We start from the raw sequence: 20388 nt of genomic DNA, 5'->3' as shown, positions 1-20388 counted from the left end.
CATCAAGGGACTTCGGGCCACTTTTAGCTAAACGCCTGCTCCCCCGTCAGCACGCGCCCCAGAATCAGCGTGTGGATCTCATCCGTGCCCTCGTAGGTGCGCACCGATTCCAGGTTGGCGACGTGCCGCAGCGGCGAGTAGTCCGCGGTGACGCCGTTGCCGCCCAAGACGGTGCGAGCTTGGCGGCAGATCTCGATGGCGGTGCGGCAGTTGGCCAGCTTGCCCACCGAGATTTGGTAGGGCTCCAACGTTCCCGCGTCCTTGGCGCGCCCCAGGTTGAGCGCCAACAGCTGCCCCTTGTTCAGCTCCACCGCCATATCGACCAGCTTTTGCTGCGTGAGCTGGAAGGATGCCAGCGAGCGGTCGAATTGCTTGCGCTCCTTGGCATACTTCAGCGCCACCTCCAAGGAATCGCGCGCAGCGCCCAAAGCACCGAAGCTGATACCGAAGCGCGCCTCATTAAGGCACATGAACGGCCCCTTGAGGCCAGGGTGCTTGGGCAGCAGGGCGTCACCAGGCACGGTCACACCATCCAGCGAAATATCGCACTGGATGGACGCGCGCATCGACAGCTTGCGGGTGATTGGCGTCGCCTTAAACCCCGGCGCGAACGTCGGCACGATGAACCCGCGCACGCCCGCCTCCACCCCGGCGGCGGAGGCATCCTCCTCGGACACCTTGGCCCAGATGATGGCCACCCCGGCCACGCTTGCCAGGCCAATCCAGCGCTTCGCGCCATCCAGAACCCACTCGCCTGAGCGGTAGCACGCCACCGTCGCCATGCCCGCCGGGTCCGATCCGGCGGTCGGTTCCGTTAGCCCGAAGCAGCCAATGACGTCACCGGCGGCCATCTTAGGCAACCATTGCTGCTTCTGTTCCTCCGAGCCGTGCTTATAAATGGCCGACATCGCCAGCGAGCCCTGCACCGAGACCACCGTGCGAATTCCCGAATCGCCGGCCTCTAGCTCCTGCATGGCCAGCCCGTATTCCACGGCAGTGCGCCCGGCGCAGCCGTAGCCTTCCAGGTGCATCCCGAACAGACCAGCCTCCGCGAGCACCGGGAAGATCGACTCCGGCAGCACCGCGTCCTCGTACCACTGCGCCACGTGCGGGCGGATATGTTCATCCACCAGTGCGGCCACGCGGTCACGCGTGGCTTTTTCTTCTTCGCTCAGGAGGGCGTCGATTCCCAGCAGATCTGTCATGGCATTCTCCTCACGGTTCGAGTGACGAACCACAATTCGTATGTATAGTAATACGCATCACTCTACCCGCTCCCTCAAGGAGGAACAATGCGCGCGCCCGCCAACGCCATCCCGGTGCCCCTCGCTTTACGGTGGTCCGACCAGGACGCGAACGCCCACGTCAACAACGCCACGATAGTCACCCTCCTCGAGGAGGCCCGCGTCCGCGCAGCCGCCGCACTGACCGGACCCGTCGCCACCGATACCTACGCTCACGTGGTGCGATCCCTCGAAGTGCAGTACGAGGCCGAGCTCACCTACACCGATTCCATCGAGGCGCGGGTGTGGATTTCCCGCATCGGAACCACCTCCTACCAGGTGGCCCACGAACTCATCCAGGACGGCACCTCGTGCGTGTTCGCCACGGCGACGCTGGTGCTTATCGACGTCTCCGCGCGCCGCCCCATCCCCCTGCCCGACGACCTCACCGAGCGCCTGAGCGCTCATTTCTCCGAATAGCCATTCACCGCCTTTAGCCCAGAACTTCCATCCACTTCTCTCCAATTTCTAGTCACTCACAAAGGAGCACAACCCTCATGATTTCCACCCGCGTTACCGAGATGCTCAGCATCACTCACCCCATCATCCAAGGCGGCATGCAGTGGGTCGGCCGCGCCGAGCTCGCCGCTGCTGTATCCAATGCCGGCGGCCTCGGCGTCGTCACCGCGCTCACCCAGCCCACCCCGGAGGATCTCCGCCACGAGATCCGCCGCACCCGCGAGCTCACAGACAAGCCCTTCGGCGTCAACCTCACCATGCTGCCGGCGATTACCCCGCCGCCCTATGCGGAGTACCGCGACGTCATCATCGAAGAAGGCGTAAAGATCGCCGAAACCGCCGGCAACAATCCCAAGGAGCACATGCCGGCCTTCAAGGACGCGGGTATCACCGTCATCCACAAGTGCACCTCCGTGCGCCACGCGCTCAGCGCGCAAAAGGTAGGCGTGGACATCGTCAGCATCGATGGCTTCGAATGCGCTGGCCACCCTGGCGAGGATGACATCCCGGGCCTAGTCCTCATCCCCGCCGCCGCGGATCAACTCGATATCCCCATCATCGCCTCGGGCGGTTTCGCGGATGGCCGCGGCCTGGCCGCCGCGCTCGCTTTGGGCGCCGAGGGCATCAACATGGGCACCCGCTTCGTAGCCTCCGCAGAGGCGCCGGTGCACGAGAACGTCAAGCAGGCCATCGTGGAGCGCTCCGAGCTGGATACCCAGCTCATCCTCCGGGAGCTGCGCAATTCCACCCGCGTGGCCAAGAATGCCGTGAGCGATGAGGTAGCCGAGCGCCTCGCTCAAGGCGCGGAGTTCGGCGATATCCGCCACCTCGTTGCCGGCAAGCGCGGCCGCGCGGTCTACGAGACCGGTGACTTGGATGCGGGCGTGTGGACCTGTGGTACCTCGCAGGGGCTTATCCACGACGTCGCCCCGTGCTCCGAGATCGTCTCCCGCATTTCCGCCGATGCCCAGCGCATCATTTCCTCCCTCACCGAACTCGTTAAGGACTAACCATGACCGACGCCATCCTCACCCGCCGCGAAGGCTCCGCCCTTATCGCCCAAATCAACAACTCCGCGCGGCGCAACGCCATTGCCAAGGAACACTGCGAAGCACTTTCGGCCGCGCTTGCCGACGCCTCCCAAGACCCCTCCATCCGCGCCCTCATCATCACTGGTGATGAGACCGCCTTCTGCGCGGGCGCGGACATCGTGGCGGCGGCACAGGCTGCGGCTGCAGCGCAGCAGTCGGGCGAGACCCCCAACCCGGCTGAGTCGACGATGCTGCCGCAGCTCAACGCGCTCGTCACCGAAATCCAGGCCGCCGAGATTCCCGTCATCGCCGCGGTCGAAGGCGCAGCCGCCGGCGCTGGGGCATCGCTGGCCTTCGCCTGCGATCTCATCGTGGCTGCTGAAGAATCCTATTTCACGCTGCCCTTCGGCAAGATCGGCCTTATCCCGGACGGCGGCGTAAGCCTCACCGCACTCGCCTCCGTGGGGCGCCACCGCGCTCTTGCCTTGGCACTGCTGCAGGACAAGCTCGGCGTCGCCGAAGCGGAGGCGGCTGGGATCGTCGCCAAGCGCGCGCCCCAGGGCCAAGCCCTCGAGGCCGCGCTGCAGCTAGCCCAACGCCTGCATATCGCGCCACGTGACGCCCTGGCCAAGGCCAAGGAAGCCATCAACCGCACCGCACTGGGGCAGCTCGATGAGCAGCTCGCCTGGGAGGAGCCCACGCAGTACGCACAGATGGATTCGGCAGGCCACAAGGAAGGCGTCATGGCTTTCCTGGAGAAGCGGCCCGCGCGCTTTGATTAGCGGCGGTTTTGACTAGTAGAAAACTGCCAGGGAGACCACATGGTGAATCCAGCGTCGCCCGCCATACTCTGTCTTGTGCGTTTGAGAGAGCGCATGCGAGAGAGAACCCCTCACCCTCCAGAGGGCGGCCAGTGGCCGATACACGGAGGGACTTGATAGAGACGCCGTTGGGCCCCTTTCTTCGAGAAATCGAAAAAGGGGCCCAACGGTGTTTTCACCTAGTGTGGACCTCATGAGCACCGCTGCCCTAGACCTCAATGCCTGCGCCACCGCACGCGCTGCGGAGCTTCCCGGCGCCACGCTGACGCACCCCTTCGGGCCGGACTGGGACGTCTTTAAGGTGCGCGGCAAGGTCTTCCTCCTTCTCACCGCCGTGACTGGTTCCCAGCAAGCCATCCTCAAGGTCGAGCCCCTCGATGGCGAAGCGCTGCGCAGAGAGTATTCCTTCATCGCACCTGGCTACCACATGAATAAGCGCCATTGGGTTTCCGTGTATCCCGACGCCAAGCTCACCCCGCAGCTGCTGGCCGAACTCGTGACGGACTCGTACCGCCTCGTGGTGGAGAAACTCCCTCGCTCGCAACGGCCCATCGATCCCTCCACCTTTGGTTAGGGTTGTCAACGTAAACATTTGCGGACGCGAGTCCTCAACTCTTACGCTGGATCGCGTGAGCAAAAATGAGCTAATCGATGAGACCATTGCGGAATATCGCCGCTTCGAGCGCGCCCGCGCGCGGTTCGATACGGAAGCGCGCCGCGAATACGGGATCACCGGCTCCCATCTTTCGCTTCTCCGGCTCATCGATAAGAAGAGCCCCATCCCCATCCTGCAGCTGCGCAAGGAGTTGGGATGGCAGCCCGCCACCATCGGGCAGGCGGTCAAGCGCTTGGTGCGCGATGAGCTTATCTCCATCGATGATGATCCGGAAGATCTTCGCCGCCGCCTGTGCAGCATCACCGAGGAAGGCCAGCACTTCTTGCTCCACGTCCCCCTCACCGGCCCGGTGCGCCTGCGCACCTACGAGCACAGCGAGGAAGAGCTGAAAGCAATGAAGCGCGGATTCGAAATCGCGATGAAGGCCTTCGGGTATGAACCGTGGAGCGATAACGACTAGCGCTCGCCGCACCCGGATTCCACGATGCGCTGCGCCACGTGCGTCAACACGTCCACGCCGGCCACGCAGTCTTCCTCCGTGGTGAACTCCTTTTCGTTGTGGGAGATGCCGTCGACGGATGGGATGAAGAGCATGACCGTCGGCACCACTTCTTTCAGGTTGGTCGAGTCATGCCCGGCCACCGTGTAAATCTCTTGGTGCGGGTACCCCAGCTCCTGCACGACCTCACGGGCTAATTCCACGCCGGCGGCCGGGTAAGGGTTGAGCGCCCACTCGTGCGTCGGGGTGAGCTCAACCGAGGTGCGTGATTCCTCCTCTGCTTCAGCGATGATCTCCTGCAGACGCACTTGGGCTTTCTCCAACACCTCCGTGGAGGGTGAGCGCACATCCACGTTGAAGCGCACCTCGCGGGCGATGGTCACGGGGGAGTTCGGCTCCAGTGTTAGCTGCGAGACCGAAGCCTGCAGCTGGCCTTCGGCAAATTCGTGGGTGAGGCGCTCTACTGAAGCAATAATGAGGGAGGCGCCGAAGAGCGCATCCTTCCTATCGGCCATCAGAGTGGAACCGGTATGGCCCTGCTCACCGGAGACCACCGCCTGGAATTTCTTCGCACCCCACGTGGCGGTAACCAAGCCAATCGTGTTGCCGGCAGCTTCAAGTTCCTTACCTTGTTCGACGTGGATCTCCGCATAGGCCGCGAGCTTCGGGGCTTCACCGCGCGGGGCCCAACCGGCTTCCTCCTGGGCCTGCGCAACGGTGACGCCGGCAAGGTCGGTGGCGGAGTGGGCGCGGTCAAGCGTGAGCGTTCCCACGAACACCGAGCTGCCCATCATGGAGGGCGCAAAGCGCGAGCCTTCCTCGTTGAACCAGTTGATAACCGCCAGGTTATAGCGCGCCTTGGCACCCGACTGCGCCACGCGCCCGGCAGCATGGGCTGCAGCCAGCACGCCATAAGCACCGTCGAAACGGCCGGCCAAGGGCTGCGAATCCAGATGTGAGCCCAGGCCCACGTACTCGGCGCCGGGGGCAAGCTCGAAGAGTCCGTACTGGTTGCCAATCTCGTCATAGATGACGCGCGCCCCGAGGGACTCTAGGACCTCGTGGAACCAGGCGCGGTTGAGGTTATCGCCGGAACTGGCTGCCTGCCGTTCCACGCCACCGCCCGGGGTGGCACCGTTGGCGGACATGGCTTGGAAATCGGCCAGGAATTGTTCGTTGGTGGTTGCTCGCATGTCTACTCCTTAAATACTTCCGTAGCGCAGCTCGCCGCCCACGATGGTGGCGGCCACGTCGATGGTGGATAGGTCATCAGTCTGCAGCGGGTCCTGGGAAAGCAGCACAAAATCTGCCAGCTGCCCCGGCATCACCTGCCCCTTGCGTCCGGCCCAGCCGGTCGCCGCGGCGGAGCCAGCGGTATAGGCATAGAGGGCCTCGGCTGGGGTCAGACGGTCCTTAGGCCCATAGTCCCGGCCCGAGGCGGTGCGCCGCTCCACGAAGGCCTGCATGACCTCCAGCGGCACACCGGGCGCCACGGGTTGATCGGAGCTGCCGGGGAGGATGAGAGAGGCGTCGAGAAGCCGCTTGCCCGGGTAGCTCCACGCGGTGCGCTCCGGGCCGAGGGACTCCGCCATCGCATCACCGAAAGCCGGGATGAACAGCGGCTGCGGCACCACCACGATGGGCTGGCCGCGCAGGCGCTCAATCTGGTCGGGCCGCACCACGCCGCCGTGTTCGATGCGGTGCGGCATCGCTGGCGCACCGTGCTTGGCGACGGCCTCCCCCAGCGTCTCAATCGCAAAATCCACTGCCGCATCACCAATAGCGTGAATGGCCAAAGACCAGCCGGAATTCGCCGCCTGCAGCGCACGTGCTCGCATCTGCTCAGGATCGCCCTGGAAGTATCCGTGATGGGAGCAGCAGGCGTAATTCTCACTCAGCGCGGCGGTGGTGCCGAGCAGGGAGCCATCGCTGAAGATCTTGACGGGGCCGACCTGCAGCCACTCGTCACCAAACCCGGTGCGCAGGCCACCGTCGAGGCCCCAGCCGGGACCGTCGGAGGCGTGGCCGGGAATCTCGTGGAGCACGTCCATGGTCACCATCACCTGCATGCGTGTGTGCAGGGTGGCGTTTTGATAGGCGGCGATCTCGCGCGGGCTGTGCCCGATCCAGCCGCCGGCCACCCCGGCATCCGTGACGGAGGTCAGACCGCGCTCCAGGTAACGGCGCGTGGCCAGCTCTAATGCGCGGCCGATTTCCTCCCCGGATTCCGGCAGGGTCACGTTCTGGATGGCGCGCATGGCGTTTTCGTCGAGCAGCCCCGTGCAGTGCCCGTCGGCATCGCGGACGAACTCGCCGCCGTCCACCTCGGGCGGGTTGGTGGGATCGACGCTCGCCGCGCGAAGGGCCGCGGTGTTGACCGTGTAGGCGTGGCCCGAGTTGTGCTTGATCAACAGCGGAGCGTCCCCTGTGGCGCGGTCGAGTTGTTCTATCTCCACCGGGGCATCTAGCCCGGAGGGACGGAATCCGGAGGCCACCACCCAACCGTCGGGGTTCGACTCGGCGGCGCGCACGGCGGCGTAGACCTCCTCGGGAGTTGTGACCTCGGAAAGATCCACCTCGAGCAGCGTCTGGCCGAACCACACGGTGTGGGAATGCACATCGTTAAAGCCAGGGGTGAGCGTGCGCCCGCCGGCATCCCACGTCTCGTCGGCGGGCAGGGCGTGGGCGGCCTCCCCCACCGCGAGGATGCGCCCGTTGGCAAAAGCCACCGAATCCGCAACCGGCCGCGCGGGATCCTGGGTCAGGATGTGGGCGTTGTCGATGCGCGTGATCATGCGTCCTCCTGAGTTCTCCTGTTTCTCCGGCACACTGCACGCGGCGCGTGCTGTGCTAGTCCCCACATGCTAAACGCAGCAGTGATACACCTCTCCACATAGAGGGCAATTCACCAGCACCCAACGTGTAGCGTTGTGCACATGCACGAGAAGCGCTGGCACGATATCGTCACGAAGGTCCATGGCACCATCCCCCACTTAGTTGAGGATTTCCTCGCCGCCTTTTCCCGCTCGGGGCGCTACGGCGATTCCTTGGTGAGCGAGGACGAGCTGCGCCTGACCGCCTTCGAGGTTTTCGCGCGCATCACTGACGTGCTGGTTGGGGCGATGGATGAGGAGGAACTGCGCACCCACGCCCAGAGTTTGGGCCGGCGGCGCGCGCACCAGGGCGTGGAGCTAGCCACGCTGATCGACGCCATCCAGCTCGACTTCACCGTCCTCTGGGAGCACCTGCGCCGGGCCGCCGGCGCGGATCAGGAGGCGCTCATCGACCACGTGGCGCAGGTGCATTCCGTTGTGACGATGTACAACCTGGTGGTGCGCGATGCCTACCGCTTGGAGGAGGCTCGCGGGCAGCACGACGTGCACCGCGCCCACGCCCGGCACTTGGAGAGGCTCTTCGCCGCCGAATCCCTGGGCGCGCTCGGCATCGCGGAAATCACCCGCGCGCTCAACCTGGATGCAGATTGCCACTTCGACGTCGCGGTGGCCCACCCCACCGCTGCGGTGGAGATGCGCGCGTTTCTCGACGAACCCATCTCCTCCGGCGAAGCCTTCGGCCATGGCGCGCGTGGGATGTTCGTTGCCTTCTGGCCTAGAGACCAAAGGAACAGCGAGCATCCCACACTGGACACCGGCGCAGAGCTCACGGAGATCTCGGGCATACTTTTCCGCGACGTCATCGGCTTAGCTGGAGTTCGCGCGGCGGCGCAGCAAGCGCCGCGCATCTTTGACGCCACCGGGCCGCTGGACCACTTAGCCGAAGCGTCCGACGCGCTCTGGGCCGTCGCCGGCGATGCCATTGCAGACTTCCCAGCCAGCGGCATCACGGAGCTCACGCAGGAAATCACCGAGCTGCGCCTAAGCAACGCGCCGCTCTACCAAACCATCACTACTTACCTGGATTGCGGCTCTATCAAAGACTCCGCCGAGACGCTGCACTGCCACCGCAACACGGTGCTCAACCGCCTGCGGCAGGTCACGGAACTCACGGGACTCGACATCACGCGGCCGAAAGACGCCGCGCGAGCATTGCTGGCGCTGCACCGGACAAAGCGATAGCTCTTGTGCAGAGTAACAAGGTTCCCTCTCTGTAGATGGGTCGATGCATAGAAAACTCTTCAAACCATTCACCGGAAGGTGACGTGCACCTAATGTGTCCTAGAAAGGTAATGCGTTTCACATAAGGAGCATTTCGATATGACTACCCACGCACCCCCTTCCAACCCGGCCCAATCCGGCGCCGAGGAAATCCAAGTCGAGTCAAAGGACGTCTTCCGCATCGCCAGTTCCGCGTTCGTCGGTACAGCCCTCGAGTGGTACGACTTCTTCCTCTTCGGTACCGCAGCCGCGCTTGTCTTCAACGATCTCTTCTTCTCGGGAATGTCAGGCACCGGCGCAACCCTGGCATCCTTCGCCACTTTCGGAGTAGGTTTCCTGGCACGCCCTCTCGGCGCGGTCATTTTCGGCCAAATCGGCGACAGGATGGGCCGCCGACCGGCCCTCATCATCTCCATCGTCGTCATTGGCATGGCCACCGGCGTCATCGGCCTGCTCCCCACCTTTGACAGCATTGGCATCTGGGCGCCCATCACGCTGGTCATCCTGCGCCTGCTTCAGGGCATTGCCGTCGGCGGCGAATGGGGCGGCGCTACAACCATGGCCATCGAGCACGCCCCAGCCGAGAAGCGCGGTCGCTATGCCGCTTTCGTGCAGATCGGTTCCCCCGCCGGCACGCTGCTTTCTTCCGGAGCCTTCGCGCTTGTGCTCATGCTGGACGATGCCACAGTGAGTTCCTGGGGTTGGCGTGTGCCTTTCCTCATCGCCTTTCCTTTCCTAGCGGTAGCACTGTGGATTCGCACGAAGGCTGAAGAATCTCCTGTTTACAAGGCCCTTGAAGAGGAGGCAGAAGCAGACGAGGCAGCTCACCAGGGCTCACTGAAAGAGCTCTTCACTGAGCATTTCTCACAGCTGTGCCTGGCTTCCGCGGCCGCTTTCCTGGGCATCGGCGGATTCTTCGTCATGAGCACCTATGTCCTCTCCTACGCCACGACCACGCTGGACTTCCCGCGGCAAACTGTCGTTAATGCCACCCTCCTCGGCGCCGTGTGCCAGATCTTCATCAACATCATCTTCGGCCGCATCGGCGAAAAGATTGGCCCCGGTCGAGTTATCGGATACGGCGCGCTTGCCACCGCCATCATGGCGTGGCCGCTGTGGGCAATGATCGACACGGGGAACCCCGTACTCCTCACGCTCGCCGTCTGTCTCGGCCTGTCGCTAGTTACGATCACCTATTCCGTATCTGGAGTCCTCCTCTCGGAGGTCTTCCCTGCGAATGTCCGCTATTCCGGGGTGGCTATCTCCGCCAACATCGCGTCGGCAGTATCGGGGCTGCTACCCTTCCTCGCCACCGCATTGAACGCATCCAATGAGACCCCCAGTTCTATACCGGGAATCATCATCTTGGCCGTCACCGCCTTGATCACAGCCTTCGGCGGTTTCGCCGGCGAGAAGCACCGCCGCGAAGACGACGTCACCATCGTCGACTAGCCCGAAACAGTTCATAAGAAAAACAAGTTGGGACACGGCGCTCAAGCCCATTAAGCTCAGGTACCGTGTCTCACAATCTCTCCTCCTCCACCCTGAACGCACGCGCCCGGCGGGTTGTCGCCTGGGTCGCTGCCTTGAATCTCTTTGGCTTCTTCGTCGAATTCGTCGTCGCCTGCATCATCGGCTCGGCCTCACTCTTCGCTGACGCAGCCGATTTCCTCGAGGACTTTCTCATCAACGCGCTCGTGCTCTTAGCGCTGCGCTGGTCGGTAGAGGGGCGTCGCAAAGCAAGCTATGGCCTAGCCGGGCTCATCCTGATCCCCGCCGTGGCGTCCTATGGCATGGCGATATGGAAGATCATCAACGGCGCCGTTCCTGAGCCACTCACGCTTTCCGGCACGGCCATTTTCGCCATGCTCATCAACCTGCTCTGCGCGGTGCTGCTGGTGCAATTGCGACACGGAGGTGCGCTCACGCGTGGGGCGTGGTTGGCCGCACGCAATGACGTCGCCGCCAACATTCTTATCCTCGGCGCAGGCCTTCTCATGCTGGCGTGGGCGAGCCCCTGGCCGGACATCGTGGTCGGCCTCATCATCGGGACTATCAACCTGCGCGCGGCGGCTGAGGTCTTCGAACAGGCACGCGCGGAAGACCCAGAGATCGAAGAAGACTAACGCGCCGTTCTTAAGAATTACTTAAGCAAACGGTGGTCGGTTGGGTTCTACCCCTTAGACCACAGAGGCTGAAATTGAGCGTGACACGACCCCACAAACACCCTTTCACTCCCCCTAATGGGGTCATTCTTTAGTTTGTGCACGAACGGTCAAAGAGACGTTTTCCCAGAATACGGTCTAGTTAGACAAAACCAAGGTCGGCGCAAATTTCTTAGTCAATTGTTCACCCGGGAGCCACCCGATCGAAATGTATTTCTACATTCGAAAATATAAACAATTCAAGGGGTGCGCGATCCTGAAAAGGGCCTTATTGTTGCAACACGTCACGCACTGGGCACTACAGCGCAAACACAGTGTCACCACAGTGCGTCACCGCATTGCCCCAAACTTTCATCCAGGAGAACAACAATGACCCAGCGTCGTCGTACCGCCGGCCTCATCGCCGGCCTTGCGATCGCAGGCACCGCCCTCATCGCACCGGCTGCCTCCGCAGCCACCCAGACCGAGTCCTACCCGGAGACCCCGGCCGTGAACGCAAAGCTGCCTATCGTTCACACCACCCACGGCTCCGACCACATGAAGGCCAACGTGCTCAACCCGCGCCCGGTGTGCAACCCGTGGGAGGATCACCGCACCGTGGTCTACAAGGTGACCGATAACTTCATGCCGGCAGGCACCATCTCCACCACCAACCAGACCAAGAAGGACATCCCGCTGCAGCAGGACCTGTCCAAGTCCCAGTCCATCACCCTGTCCGTCAACGGTGACCGCACTGAGACCACCTCCATGAACGCTGGCGGCAAGGGCTCCGGCAAGAACTCCGAGGGCTCCTTCGGCATCTCCCACGAGATCGCCACCAAGCTCGGCGCTTCCGCTTCCTACTCCCTGTCCTGGGAGGCTGGCCAGTCCATCGGACCGTACGATGTTCCGCCGAACCACACCGGTGAGGCCACCTACGGCTTCCGCGTCCTGAACATGACCGGTACCCAGCAGTACTGCAAGCCGAACGGCACCTGGTCCACCCCGACCTTCTGGTCTGCAATGCAGCCGATGAAGAACGAGGTTCGCGTCAAGCTGTACGACGACATCGCTGATTCCTACGCTCCGAACAAGGACGCTCAGAACACCACCGACGTCAACGACCCGAAGGTTGTTGAGGAGGAGAAGTCCCCGGAGGCTGACGCTGAGGTCATCAAGGACAACGAGGTCACTCCGGAGGAGAAGGCCGTGTCCGAGTCCGAGGGCAAGAAGGAAGAAGAAGCCGACAAGAAGGTCCAGGAGGACGTCGAGAACGGCAAGACCGACGAGGCCAAGCAGAAGCTGGACCTGAAGCCGGTTCTGACCACCTCCGGCGCTAAGCACGCTGGTTACGCTGGCACCGTTGCTCTCCGCCTGGAGAACGTCGGTTCCGAGCGCTACTACGGCGACTTCCCGGCTGTCCAGTACCGCGTTGATGTGAAGACCGCTGAGGGCCCGAAGGGCGTTGACCGCCTCATCACCCCGCGTTCCTCCAACGGTGCTCACATCCGTGACCTGGGCTTCGACGAGAAGTCCTCGACCCGCTCCTTCGAGGTCACCCTGGCCAACCCGATTAACGCTGGCGAGTCCGCTCGTGTTGCCAACCTGGACTTCGGCGACGGCAACACCAAGGAAGGCCGCCTGAAGAACTACATCGAGGTCACCCAGATTTCCCGCCTGAAGGGCGACAACTCCACCGACAACGACCAGAACGTTGACTCCCGCGAGATCACCGTGAAGGACACCGGCAAGAAGGCTGAGGGCCTGTTCTAAGGAACACCCCTCGCCCACTGCAGAGAGTGTGCACAGCCCGCCGGCGCTTAGTCCGGCAGTGAGAGAGTGAGAGGACCCCGACCGCTGTGAAAGCGGTCGGGGTTTCTTTATGCCCTTAATCCGCTTCCACCAACTACCCCGCAGTTCTCCCGCTGCCCCGCCTTCGTTAACGCCGGGGAAGTTCTGCGCCGCAGGGTTAGTTGGCTATTGTGAACTAATGAAATTCTTTCGCTCCGCACTTGCGGGCATTCTCTCGGCGGGGTTGATCATCTCCCCCGCCCTCGCACAGCCGGCACACGCACAAGCACTGGATACGATGAGCAGCGATGCCGCCAACATCGATCAGCACTCCAGCGCCCTCGATCCCATCGCCCTGGGACCGCTGGCACCTCTACTCTTCGCCGACAACATTTTCGCCGCCTGGGCACAGGTGCTTCAGCAATTGAAAGTCCCGGTGTTGGCACCAGACGCTACGCGCCCACCGGCGACGGCAGCCCCGGCACAACTGCGCGGACTGCGTCACGTCCAGGACAACGTGTGGGAGCTAAAAGCCTATTCACCGGCCATGGACCGTGTCATCACCAACGACATCATTCTTCCTCCAGGAGGATTGGAGAACACGCAACCCCGCCCGAGCTATTACCTACTGGGTGGTGCCGGCGGTGGCGAGGACGCACTGTGGTGGGACGGCGGCGGGGCCTCCGAGTTCTTCCGTGACAAGCAGGTCAATGTCATTTCCCCGCGCGGCGCATATGGCTCAATGATGTCCGACTGGGTGCAGCCCCATGACGCCCACGGAAAATACAAGTGGGCCACCTATCTGACCAAGGAACTCCCGCAGCTTATCGACGCCGAGTTCCACGGCAACGGCCGCGACGGAATCGCGGGTCTAAGCAACTCCGGCGGCCCCGCATTGGAGCTAGCCACGTTCGATCCGCGCTTTACAGTGGCTGGTTCCCTCTCCGGTTGTCCCTCGACCACAGGTGTTCTCGCGCAGTCCTTTGCGTGGGCAAGTGCTGCGTTCTACGGCACTGACCCGGCTCGCTCCTTCGGCGCGCCGTGGGATCCGGCGTGGGCGCAACATTCGCCGGTTCTCAACCTCGATCAGCAACGCGGCCGCAAGACTTTCGTCATCGTCTCCCGCGGCGGCCCGGCAGACTTTGACGTTGATATTGAGGACTCACCACTTCCCGCACTGGGCCTCAACGAACGCGTGGATTATTGGTGCAGTTCCTATTACGCTAAACAGGCCACCGCAGCTGGCGTAGACCTTGACTATTACGAGCTTCCCGCGGGACGCCACACATGGGGGCTGTTCCGGCGCGAGCTGGCCATCAGCTGGGCCACGGTTGGCCCAGCGCTCGGGGTGTGACCCCTAGATCACCGCAGGCTGCAGAAGTAAAATCAACATTCATGAATGTCATGGATACTTGGGAGCCCACGCTGGGCACCGGACCACTGTTAGGGATTGCGGTTGCGGCCATCGCCGTCATCCTCGTCCTCGTCATCTACTTCAAGGTGCACGCTTTCGTCACACTCGTCACGGTCTCCGCGCTCACCGCCTTGGCCGCTGGCATCCCGCTGGATGGTGTGGTTCCCACCATGACGAGCGGCTTCGGCTCAACCTTGGGATCCGTGGCCTTGCTGGTGGGGTTGGGCGCCATGATCGGGCGTCTGGTAGAAACTTCCGGCGGTGCTAAAACGCTTGCCGACGCCCTCGTGAAACTCTTCGGCGAAGACAAAGCGCCCCTAGCACTCGGCGTGGCCTCCCTCATCATGGGCTTCCCCATCTTCTTCGACGCGGGGCTCATGGTGATGCTGCCGGTCATCTTTGCCGTCGCCAGGCGCCTGGACGGCCCAGTTCTGGCCTACGGCATCCCCGCCGCCGGCGCCTTCTCCGTCATGCACGTCTTCGTGCCACCGCACCCGGGCCCTGTCGCGGCCGGTGAGTTCTTCAGCGCGGATATCGGTCTCATTCTCATTTTTGGCCTCCTCGTTGCGCTGCCCACGTGGTATCTCTCCAGCTACCGCTTCGGTCTCCACCTGGGAAAGAAGTATCCCTACCGCCTCGAGGAAGCCATCACCGGCGCGTTGGTCAGCGATGCCGAACTCCCGGATCGCCCGGCCTCCCCGGCCTCAGTAATTGGCATCCTGCTCATCCCCATGATCCTCATCTTCGGCAATACCGGGTTGACCACGCTGGGCACCGCTGGTGTTGTTGATCCTTCCGCCACGTGGGTTCGCTTCTTCGTCTTCCTGGGCCAGACGCCCATCGCGCTGTTGATTACCACTCTGGCGGCGATGGCCGTGCTGGGCCTGCGCCGCGGGGAGGGTAAGAGCGCGATTGAGAAGACCGTGGAGTCTTCGCTCGGACCGATCTGTTCCGTCGTCCTCATCACCGGCGCGGGCGGCATGTTCGGCGGGGTGCTGCGCACCAGCGGTATCGGTGATGCGCTGGCGGACTCCATGTCTAACCTCGGCGTCCCCGTTATCCTGGCCTGCTACCTCATCGCGGTAGCCTTGCGCCTGGCGCAAGGCTCGGCCACCGTTGCGCTGACGACGGCCGCCGCGCTCATGGTGCCTGCCGTGGAGGCCGGCGGCTTCAGCGAAATCCAGCTGGTCCTCATCACGCTCGCCACCGCAGCCGGCTCCGTCTTTGGCAGCCACGTCAATGACTCGGGCTTCTGGCTCGTTGGCCGTCTCATGGGCATGGACGTGTCCACCACCCTGAGGACGTGGACCGTCAATCAGGCGCTGATCTCCTCGATTGGCTTCGGCATCGTCCTTATCTTCTACGGCGCCGCCGCGCTGTTCTAGGCCTGCAGGTACTCGGCCGCCGCGGCGGCCAGCTCCTCCGGCGTGGCGCTGACGTCGAGCACCAGCCCTGCTTCCTCCGGCCGCAGTTCCTCCAGAGTCTCGAACTGCGAATCCAGCAGAGACACCGGCATGAAGTGTCCGGTTCGCCGGCTCATGCGCTCCTTGAGCAATTCATAGGAGCCGTGCAGGTGGATGAAGACCGTATCGGGTGCTGCGGCGCGGATGATGTCGCGGTAGGAATGCTTGAGCGCGGAACAGCCCACGATGGCCCCGGATTCCTGCTCGGCTAGAAAGCGGCCGATGGATTCGAGCCAGGGTTTCCGGTCATCGTCGTCAAGCGCCTGCCCCGAGGCCATCTTTTCGATGTTCGCCGCCGGGTGCATATCGTCCCCATCCCGGAAGGGCAGTCCGGTGCGCTGCGCCAGCAACTCCCCGACCGTCGATTTGCCGCAGCTTGAGACTCCCATGATAATCACGTGCTTGCGCATCAGCCCTCCTTAAGACAGCACCCGATCCTACGCGCTACGTGACGTAGCGCGATATAACGTTGCGCTCTTAGCGCAGCGGCCCGTAACCAAAGTCGCCGCGCTGCACCTCGCCGCGGGCATTCGGATCAAAGGTGGCGCACAGGGCCGCCGCCACGTAGCGCACGCCGCCCTCCGGTGCGGAGGAGCCGACGCGCTCTGCACAGTTTTCAAGAGCAGGCATGCCGATGCTCTGCCCCGGCATAGTCATGGAGAAGAAGGACGCCGCCATCATGGTGTTGCCATCGGCGCGGACGTACTCTGAGGAGCCCTTGATGGCTTGCCAGGCAACTGCCCCGACGGGATCGGTGCGGAACTGATCCCGCTCAGTCTGGGTCAGCTCGGCATTGGCGGCGGGCACGGACAGCGTTGTGATGAGAAGTGCAGCGGATGCGGCGAGTAGAGAAGACTTTTTCATAGGAACACTCTATCCTCTCGCCTGAGGATTGTCGCGGCGTTTTCTATTTGCCTTCGAAGCGGATCGATCGACGCAGCTGCCGAATCTCATCGGGCCGCACGCGGCAGCAGCCACCAAGAAGGCCGACCCCAGCCGCGCGCATTGGTGCTGCCGCCTCAGTCAATCCCACCGCGCCGGTGGGAGCAGGACGCCAGCCGCGGGCGCCGTCATCCCAGATCTCCCCACTGTTGGGACAGGCTAAAAGCGGCTTATCGGTTCCAGCGCGCAATGCCTTCACCGCCGCCCATGCCTGCGGTGGGCGCACACAATTCACACCCACCGCACCCAGCAACGGTGTCTGGTTGGCCAGCGCGATCACCTGCGAGAGCTTCGTCGGGTCGGCCGCGATGGCGCCGGTGATGCTCAACGCAAAGGGCTTGGGCTGGGCCGAGAGCAGCTCCAGAAGCACCGCGGCCTCATCGACATTCGGGATGGTTTCAGCAAGAAGGAAGTCGGCCTCCGTGTCCGCGAGCACCTCTACCCTGCGGGCATGCCAGCGGCGCAATTCGTGCGCCGAAAGACCATAGGCACCGTCGTACTCGTTGCCCCGGCCCGGGCCTGCTCCATACGGGCCAATGGATGCGGCAACCAGTAGATCACCGTGGGCAGCATGTCTGTCGCCGGCCTTGCGGGCGGCGTCACGCGCTACCGTGACGCTGCGGCGCAAAAGAGACTCCGCCTCCCCGCCCAGCACATCGAAGGTGATTTGATAGGAGGCCGTGGTGGCAACCTGGGCACCGGCGGCAAAGAAGTCCGCATGGGCAGATTCGATGAGGGCAGGGGTCTCACGCAGCACGCGCGCCGACCACAGCGGGCCCGAGATGTCGTGCCCCAGGGCTTCGAGGTGGGTTCCAAGGCCGCCGTCGAAAAGCAGCGGCGCGTCAAAGAGGGCCATGACGCACGAGCCTAGCAATGCGTGGGCAGCCGACCCCCACCATGCCAATAGGTTTCATTAATAGTTGCATTACTTTTCTTAATCTTTTACCTTCTGGCACTGAGCCTCAACAGCCCTTCTTCCTGCTCATTGCCATGCTTTTCGACGTTCCCCTCTCACTCAGGTTCCTCACCGGAGGATAAACGCAAACTATACTTTCCCAGCCTTAATCCAGGGATTTTTGAAGAATTTCCTGAGTTTTTGAGAATAGTTGACACGTCACCAGCACTTTCTTGGGAAAGCTTTCCATCAACCTAAGAAGCCACCCCCAAGTACTACCCCCGCCGTCCGTCGTTTCTAAAGAAAACTATGCGAATTCAAGCCTTCAAGGCGGCAAACCCAAAAGAAACTTAAGCCCGCCACGCGAAGACGCAAAAACTCACAGGCAAACCTTAAAACTGCTGGTCAAGTGGCTTTTCAGTACCCCGAAGAGCTTTAATTTTAAGTGAAAGTACCGCTCGGTACGAGGTCGAAAAAGCCTCCACTTAACACCTGAAGCAGAAAGAGGTGCCCGCCATGTTCCGTTTCCCATTCGGACATAAAGCCACAAAGATCGTCGCCCCGGTTGCTGCCGTTGCAGCACTCTTCGCCGGCTCCATCAATGCTCCTGCTCAGGCTGGTAGTTCCTTCGGTGCATTCAACCCGGCTGACTTCGGCTTCACCATGCCGTCCGTTGCCGGCCCGGTAGCCCCGGCTCCCCACGCTGCAGCCAGCGTTCAAGGCCTTATTAATCAAACCAATGCGCAACGTGTGGCCAATGGCCTCGCGCCGCTGCGCGTTGATCCGAACCTGACCAACCTGGCACAGGATTGGGCAAATACCTTGAGCCGCGATGGCCAGACCCGCCACCGCCCGAACTACTGGACCTTCTATCCCGCCGGCCTGCCCGCTGGTGGTGAGAACGTCCTCCAGGCATGGAGCGACTACTCCGATGCCCAGCTGGTGAAGCTGTGGATGGATTCCCCCGGCCACCGCAAGAACTTGCTCGACCCCCGCGCTAAGTCCGTGGGTATCGGCCTGACCGTCGCCCCCGACGGCCGGTTGTACGCCGTGCAGAACTTTGGGCGGTAGTCTCGCACCTTCTACCGCTGATGCGCGCCTGTGAAGATGAGGTTGTCACTCTTCACAGGCGCGTCAGCCGTTGTGAGCGTCCGGAGCCATGCTGTACGTACGCTCGTTTTATCCTCTAAACTTGCTTCCAACACGCAATTACCAGGGCAGTATGCATCGATAGGAGGGGCTATGACCGTGCGCGTCCCCATGTCCCCGCCTGTCCTTGAATGGGCAGTTGAGAGAACGCAGCTCCCCATCAATGAATTGGAAAAGAAGCCTGACTTCCACTCCTTGCGCTCTTGGCTAATAGGTGAAAGTACCCCAACATTCAGGCAAGCACAGAAGCTGGCCAAACTTGCTGGGATCCCTTTTGGCTATCTACTACTCGAAAAGCCCATCCAACGCACCCCTCGCCTTCCTGATTTTAGGACTCACGGGAGCACTCCGTTGTCCGAATGCAGCCCTGCGCTTGAGCAGACGATCTATGCCTGTGAACGACGCTTAGAGTGGTACGCAGAGGATGCCCTCGCCAACGGTATTGCAGGGCCTAGTTTTATCGGTCGGTTCTCTACAGATACGCCGGCGCAAGAGGCCGCCGACTGGTCAAGCACTCTTCTGAATTGGGTTCCAGGTAAGCATGAGCGTAACCGGAGCCGCGTAGCAACGCTGGCTGATGCTATTGAGCGCGCCGGTATCTTGGTTATGCGCAGCTCCATCGTGGGCAATAACACCCACCACAAGCTCGATCCTGATGAGTTCCGCGGTTTTACGTTGATCCGGAATTCCTATGGCCTCATCTTCATCAACACCAGTGATTCTGGAGTGGGCAAATTGTTTAGCTTGGCCCACGAGTTCGGCCACGTACTTCTTGGCGAACAAGGTGTTTCCGGCGGCTCTCTCAATCAGCGCGCTGTCGAGCGTTGGTGCAATCAGTTCGCTGCAGAATTTCTTGTCTCTGCCAAGGACTTGCTCACAAAATGGTCCGAAACCAAAGACTTAGAAGCGGTGTGCCATTGGGCATACAAAACTTTCGGGGTCAGCCGTGACGTCACTGTATGGCTGCTCGTAGGAAACGGCGCGCTCCCCCGAGAAGCTGGTCAGCGCTTCATCAAAGAAGCCCCACGTCCAAGGACAACGCAACAGTCTGGCGGTGGTGACTTCACTCTTGGCCTACGTTCCCGTTTGGGCGGGCTCTTTCTCGAAGCGGTCACTGGAGCGCTCGCTGAAGGCAGAATTGGTGAACGCGAAGCATCCCGTCAGCTTGGTATCAAAAAGATCAGCACTATTGAGGCTTTGGTGGATCGCTATCAGGGGCTGCCATGACGCGCTACCTAATTGATTCCAATATTGTTATCAACGCGGTTCGAAGTTATCCTCGCGACGTGTTTCCAAGTTATTGGAGCTCTTTCGAAACCTTCGTGGCCACTCAAACGTTTTTCTTCCATGACACTGTGCAAGAAGAACTGGAACGGAGACAAGACTCTGTTTCATCATGGTTCCAGGACTTCGTCCCTCATGACCAAATCTTGCACGTAGACGACGCTGAAATTGAGTCATACCGTCTTTTATCCAAATGGGCAGCCTTCCAGCGCAAGCCTCGGTTTGATGAAGCGGCAGTACAAGAATTTCTCAATGACGCTGCCGATTCATGGCTCGTGGCTTCTGCTCATGCTCGAGACCTCTCAATCATTACCGATGAGAAACCCCAACCGCGCAGAGTCAACAGAGTAAAGCTTCCCGACGCCGCCGCAGCACTAGGGGTTCACTGCTCCACTTACTTGGATTTCCTTCGGTCACGAGGAATCACGTATTAGGTGGGGATGCGGCCAGGGAAGTGATCTTCAAGAAACTTCCGCTTTTCA

20 protein-coding genes are annotated in these 20388 nt (G+C 62.0%); 14 read left to right on the top strand and 6 right to left on the bottom strand.

Annotated elements, in window-relative coordinates:
• Positions 1-23: 23 nt before the first annotated feature.
• A complete protein-coding gene (locus HMPREF2698_RS11405) occupies positions 24-1205 on the bottom strand; it encodes an acyl-CoA dehydrogenase family protein (protein ID WP_070564797.1) in 1182 nt (393 codons plus the stop codon).
• 87 nt (positions 1206-1292) lie between these two features.
• Between HMPREF2698_RS11405 and HMPREF2698_RS11400 the strand changes: the two genes are divergently transcribed.
• The 5 genes from HMPREF2698_RS11400 to HMPREF2698_RS11380 all read left to right on the top strand — a co-directional run bounded on the left by HMPREF2698_RS11400 (position 1293) and on the right by HMPREF2698_RS11380 (position 4670).
• Positions 1293-1703 carry an acyl-CoA thioesterase gene (locus HMPREF2698_RS11400; protein WP_070564794.1) on the top strand — a complete coding sequence of 137 codons (411 nt, stop codon included), beginning with the start codon at positions 1293-1295 and terminating at the stop codon, positions 1701-1703.
• Positions 1704-1747: 44 nt separating this feature from the next.
• Positions 1748-2752, top strand: coding sequence for an NAD(P)H-dependent flavin oxidoreductase (locus tag HMPREF2698_RS11395; RefSeq protein ID WP_256375534.1), 1005 nt, complete (start codon positions 1748-1750; stop codon positions 2750-2752).
• A gap of 2 nt (positions 2753-2754) precedes the next feature.
• Positions 2755-3555 (top strand): enoyl-CoA hydratase-related protein, encoded by an 801-nt coding sequence (locus HMPREF2698_RS11390; protein WP_070564788.1) that lies wholly within the window; start codon positions 2755-2757, stop codon positions 3553-3555.
• A 232-nt stretch (positions 3556-3787) separates the two neighbouring features.
• Positions 3788-4168, top strand: coding sequence for an MmcQ/YjbR family DNA-binding protein (locus HMPREF2698_RS11385; protein ID WP_246819468.1), 381 nt, complete (start codon positions 3788-3790; stop codon positions 4166-4168).
• A gap of 55 nt (positions 4169-4223) precedes the next feature.
• The gene (locus HMPREF2698_RS11380; protein ID WP_070530955.1) at positions 4224-4670 is read left to right on the top strand and encodes a MarR family winged helix-turn-helix transcriptional regulator; all 447 of its coding nucleotides are present in this window, start codon (positions 4224-4226) and stop codon (positions 4668-4670) included.
• Here HMPREF2698_RS11380 and HMPREF2698_RS11375 read toward each other — a convergent pair.
• Both HMPREF2698_RS11375 and HMPREF2698_RS11370 read right to left on the bottom strand, forming a co-directional pair.
• Positions 4667-5902, bottom strand: a complete 1236-nt coding sequence (locus tag HMPREF2698_RS11375; protein ID WP_070564781.1) for a M20 family metallo-hydrolase — start codon at positions 5900-5902, stop codon at positions 4667-4669. The genes HMPREF2698_RS11380 and HMPREF2698_RS11375 overlap by 4 nt on opposite strands.
• Before the next feature lie 9 nt (positions 5903-5911).
• Positions 5912-7504, bottom strand: coding sequence for an amidohydrolase (locus HMPREF2698_RS11370; protein ID WP_070564778.1), 1593 nt, complete (start codon positions 7502-7504; stop codon positions 5912-5914).
• Positions 7505-7645: 141 nt separating this feature from the next.
• On the opposite strand from HMPREF2698_RS11370, the gene HMPREF2698_RS11365 reads away from it, so the two are divergent.
• From HMPREF2698_RS11365 to HMPREF2698_RS11340, 6 genes are all read left to right on the top strand, one after another.
• Positions 7646-8785: a helix-turn-helix domain-containing protein gene (locus HMPREF2698_RS11365; protein ID WP_070564979.1), complete on the top strand. Its 1140-nt coding sequence runs from the start codon at positions 7646-7648 to the stop codon at positions 8783-8785.
• Between the two features lie 138 nt (positions 8786-8923).
• Positions 8924-10276, top strand: a complete 1353-nt coding sequence (locus HMPREF2698_RS11360; RefSeq protein ID WP_070564775.1) for an MFS transporter — start codon at positions 8924-8926, stop codon at positions 10274-10276.
• 65 nt (positions 10277-10341) lie between these two features.
• Positions 10342-10950 carry a cation efflux transmembrane domain-containing protein gene (locus HMPREF2698_RS11355; RefSeq protein ID WP_070523415.1) on the top strand — a complete coding sequence of 203 codons (609 nt, stop codon included), beginning with the start codon at positions 10342-10344 and terminating at the stop codon, positions 10948-10950.
• Positions 10951-11358: 408 nt separating this feature from the next.
• Positions 11359-12741, top strand: a complete 1383-nt coding sequence (locus HMPREF2698_RS11350) for a hypothetical protein (RefSeq protein WP_070564772.1) — start codon at positions 11359-11361, stop codon at positions 12739-12741.
• A 217-nt stretch (positions 12742-12958) separates the two neighbouring features.
• Complete coding sequence (locus HMPREF2698_RS11345; protein WP_070564769.1) at positions 12959-14113, top strand: alpha/beta hydrolase; 1155 nt, start codon at positions 12959-12961, stop codon at positions 14111-14113.
• 50 nt (positions 14114-14163) lie between these two features.
• A complete protein-coding gene (locus HMPREF2698_RS11340) occupies positions 14164-15558 on the top strand; it encodes a GntP family permease (RefSeq protein WP_070531104.1) in 1395 nt (464 codons plus the stop codon).
• On the opposite strand, the gene HMPREF2698_RS11335 is transcribed toward HMPREF2698_RS11340, so the two are convergent.
• From HMPREF2698_RS11335 to mmuM, 3 genes are all read right to left on the bottom strand, one after another.
• A complete protein-coding gene (locus HMPREF2698_RS11335; RefSeq protein WP_070564766.1) occupies positions 15555-16046 on the bottom strand; it encodes a gluconokinase in 492 nt (163 codons plus the stop codon). The genes HMPREF2698_RS11340 and HMPREF2698_RS11335 overlap by 4 nt on opposite strands.
• Positions 16047-16113: 67 nt before the next feature.
• On the bottom strand, positions 16114-16500 hold the full coding sequence (locus HMPREF2698_RS11330) for a hypothetical protein (protein ID WP_070564763.1): 387 nt from the start codon (positions 16498-16500) through the stop codon (positions 16114-16116).
• A 43-nt stretch (positions 16501-16543) separates the two neighbouring features.
• Positions 16544-17434: a homocysteine S-methyltransferase gene (mmuM, locus tag HMPREF2698_RS11325; protein ID WP_070564761.1), complete on the bottom strand. Its 891-nt coding sequence runs from the start codon at positions 17432-17434 to the stop codon at positions 16544-16546.
• Between the two features lie 555 nt (positions 17435-17989).
• Between mmuM and HMPREF2698_RS11320 the strand changes: the two genes are divergently transcribed.
• The 3 genes from HMPREF2698_RS11320 to HMPREF2698_RS13055 all read left to right on the top strand — a co-directional run bounded on the left by HMPREF2698_RS11320 (position 17990) and on the right by HMPREF2698_RS13055 (position 20340).
• Entirely contained in the window at positions 17990-18544 is a 555-nt protein-coding gene (locus tag HMPREF2698_RS11320) for a CAP domain-containing protein (RefSeq protein WP_070564758.1), read from the top strand.
• Between the two features lie 171 nt (positions 18545-18715).
• Positions 18716-19849, top strand: coding sequence for an ImmA/IrrE family metallo-endopeptidase (locus HMPREF2698_RS11315; RefSeq protein ID WP_070564755.1), 1134 nt, complete (start codon positions 18716-18718; stop codon positions 19847-19849).
• The gene (locus HMPREF2698_RS13055; RefSeq protein ID WP_083303838.1) at positions 19846-20340 is read left to right on the top strand and encodes a DUF4411 family protein; all 495 of its coding nucleotides are present in this window, start codon (positions 19846-19848) and stop codon (positions 20338-20340) included. Before HMPREF2698_RS11315 ends, HMPREF2698_RS13055 begins: the two co-directional genes overlap by 4 nt.
• Positions 20341-20388: the final 48 nt, after the last annotated feature.

Origin of the sequence: Corynebacterium sp. HMSC072A02 (genome assembly GCF_001810085.1) — a bacterium.
GTDB lineage: Bacteria > Actinomycetota > Actinomycetes > Mycobacteriales > Mycobacteriaceae > Corynebacterium > Corynebacterium hesseae.
The sequence above is the reverse complement of the archived record's forward strand: the minus strand, read 5'-3'. Positions and strand labels throughout refer to the sequence as shown.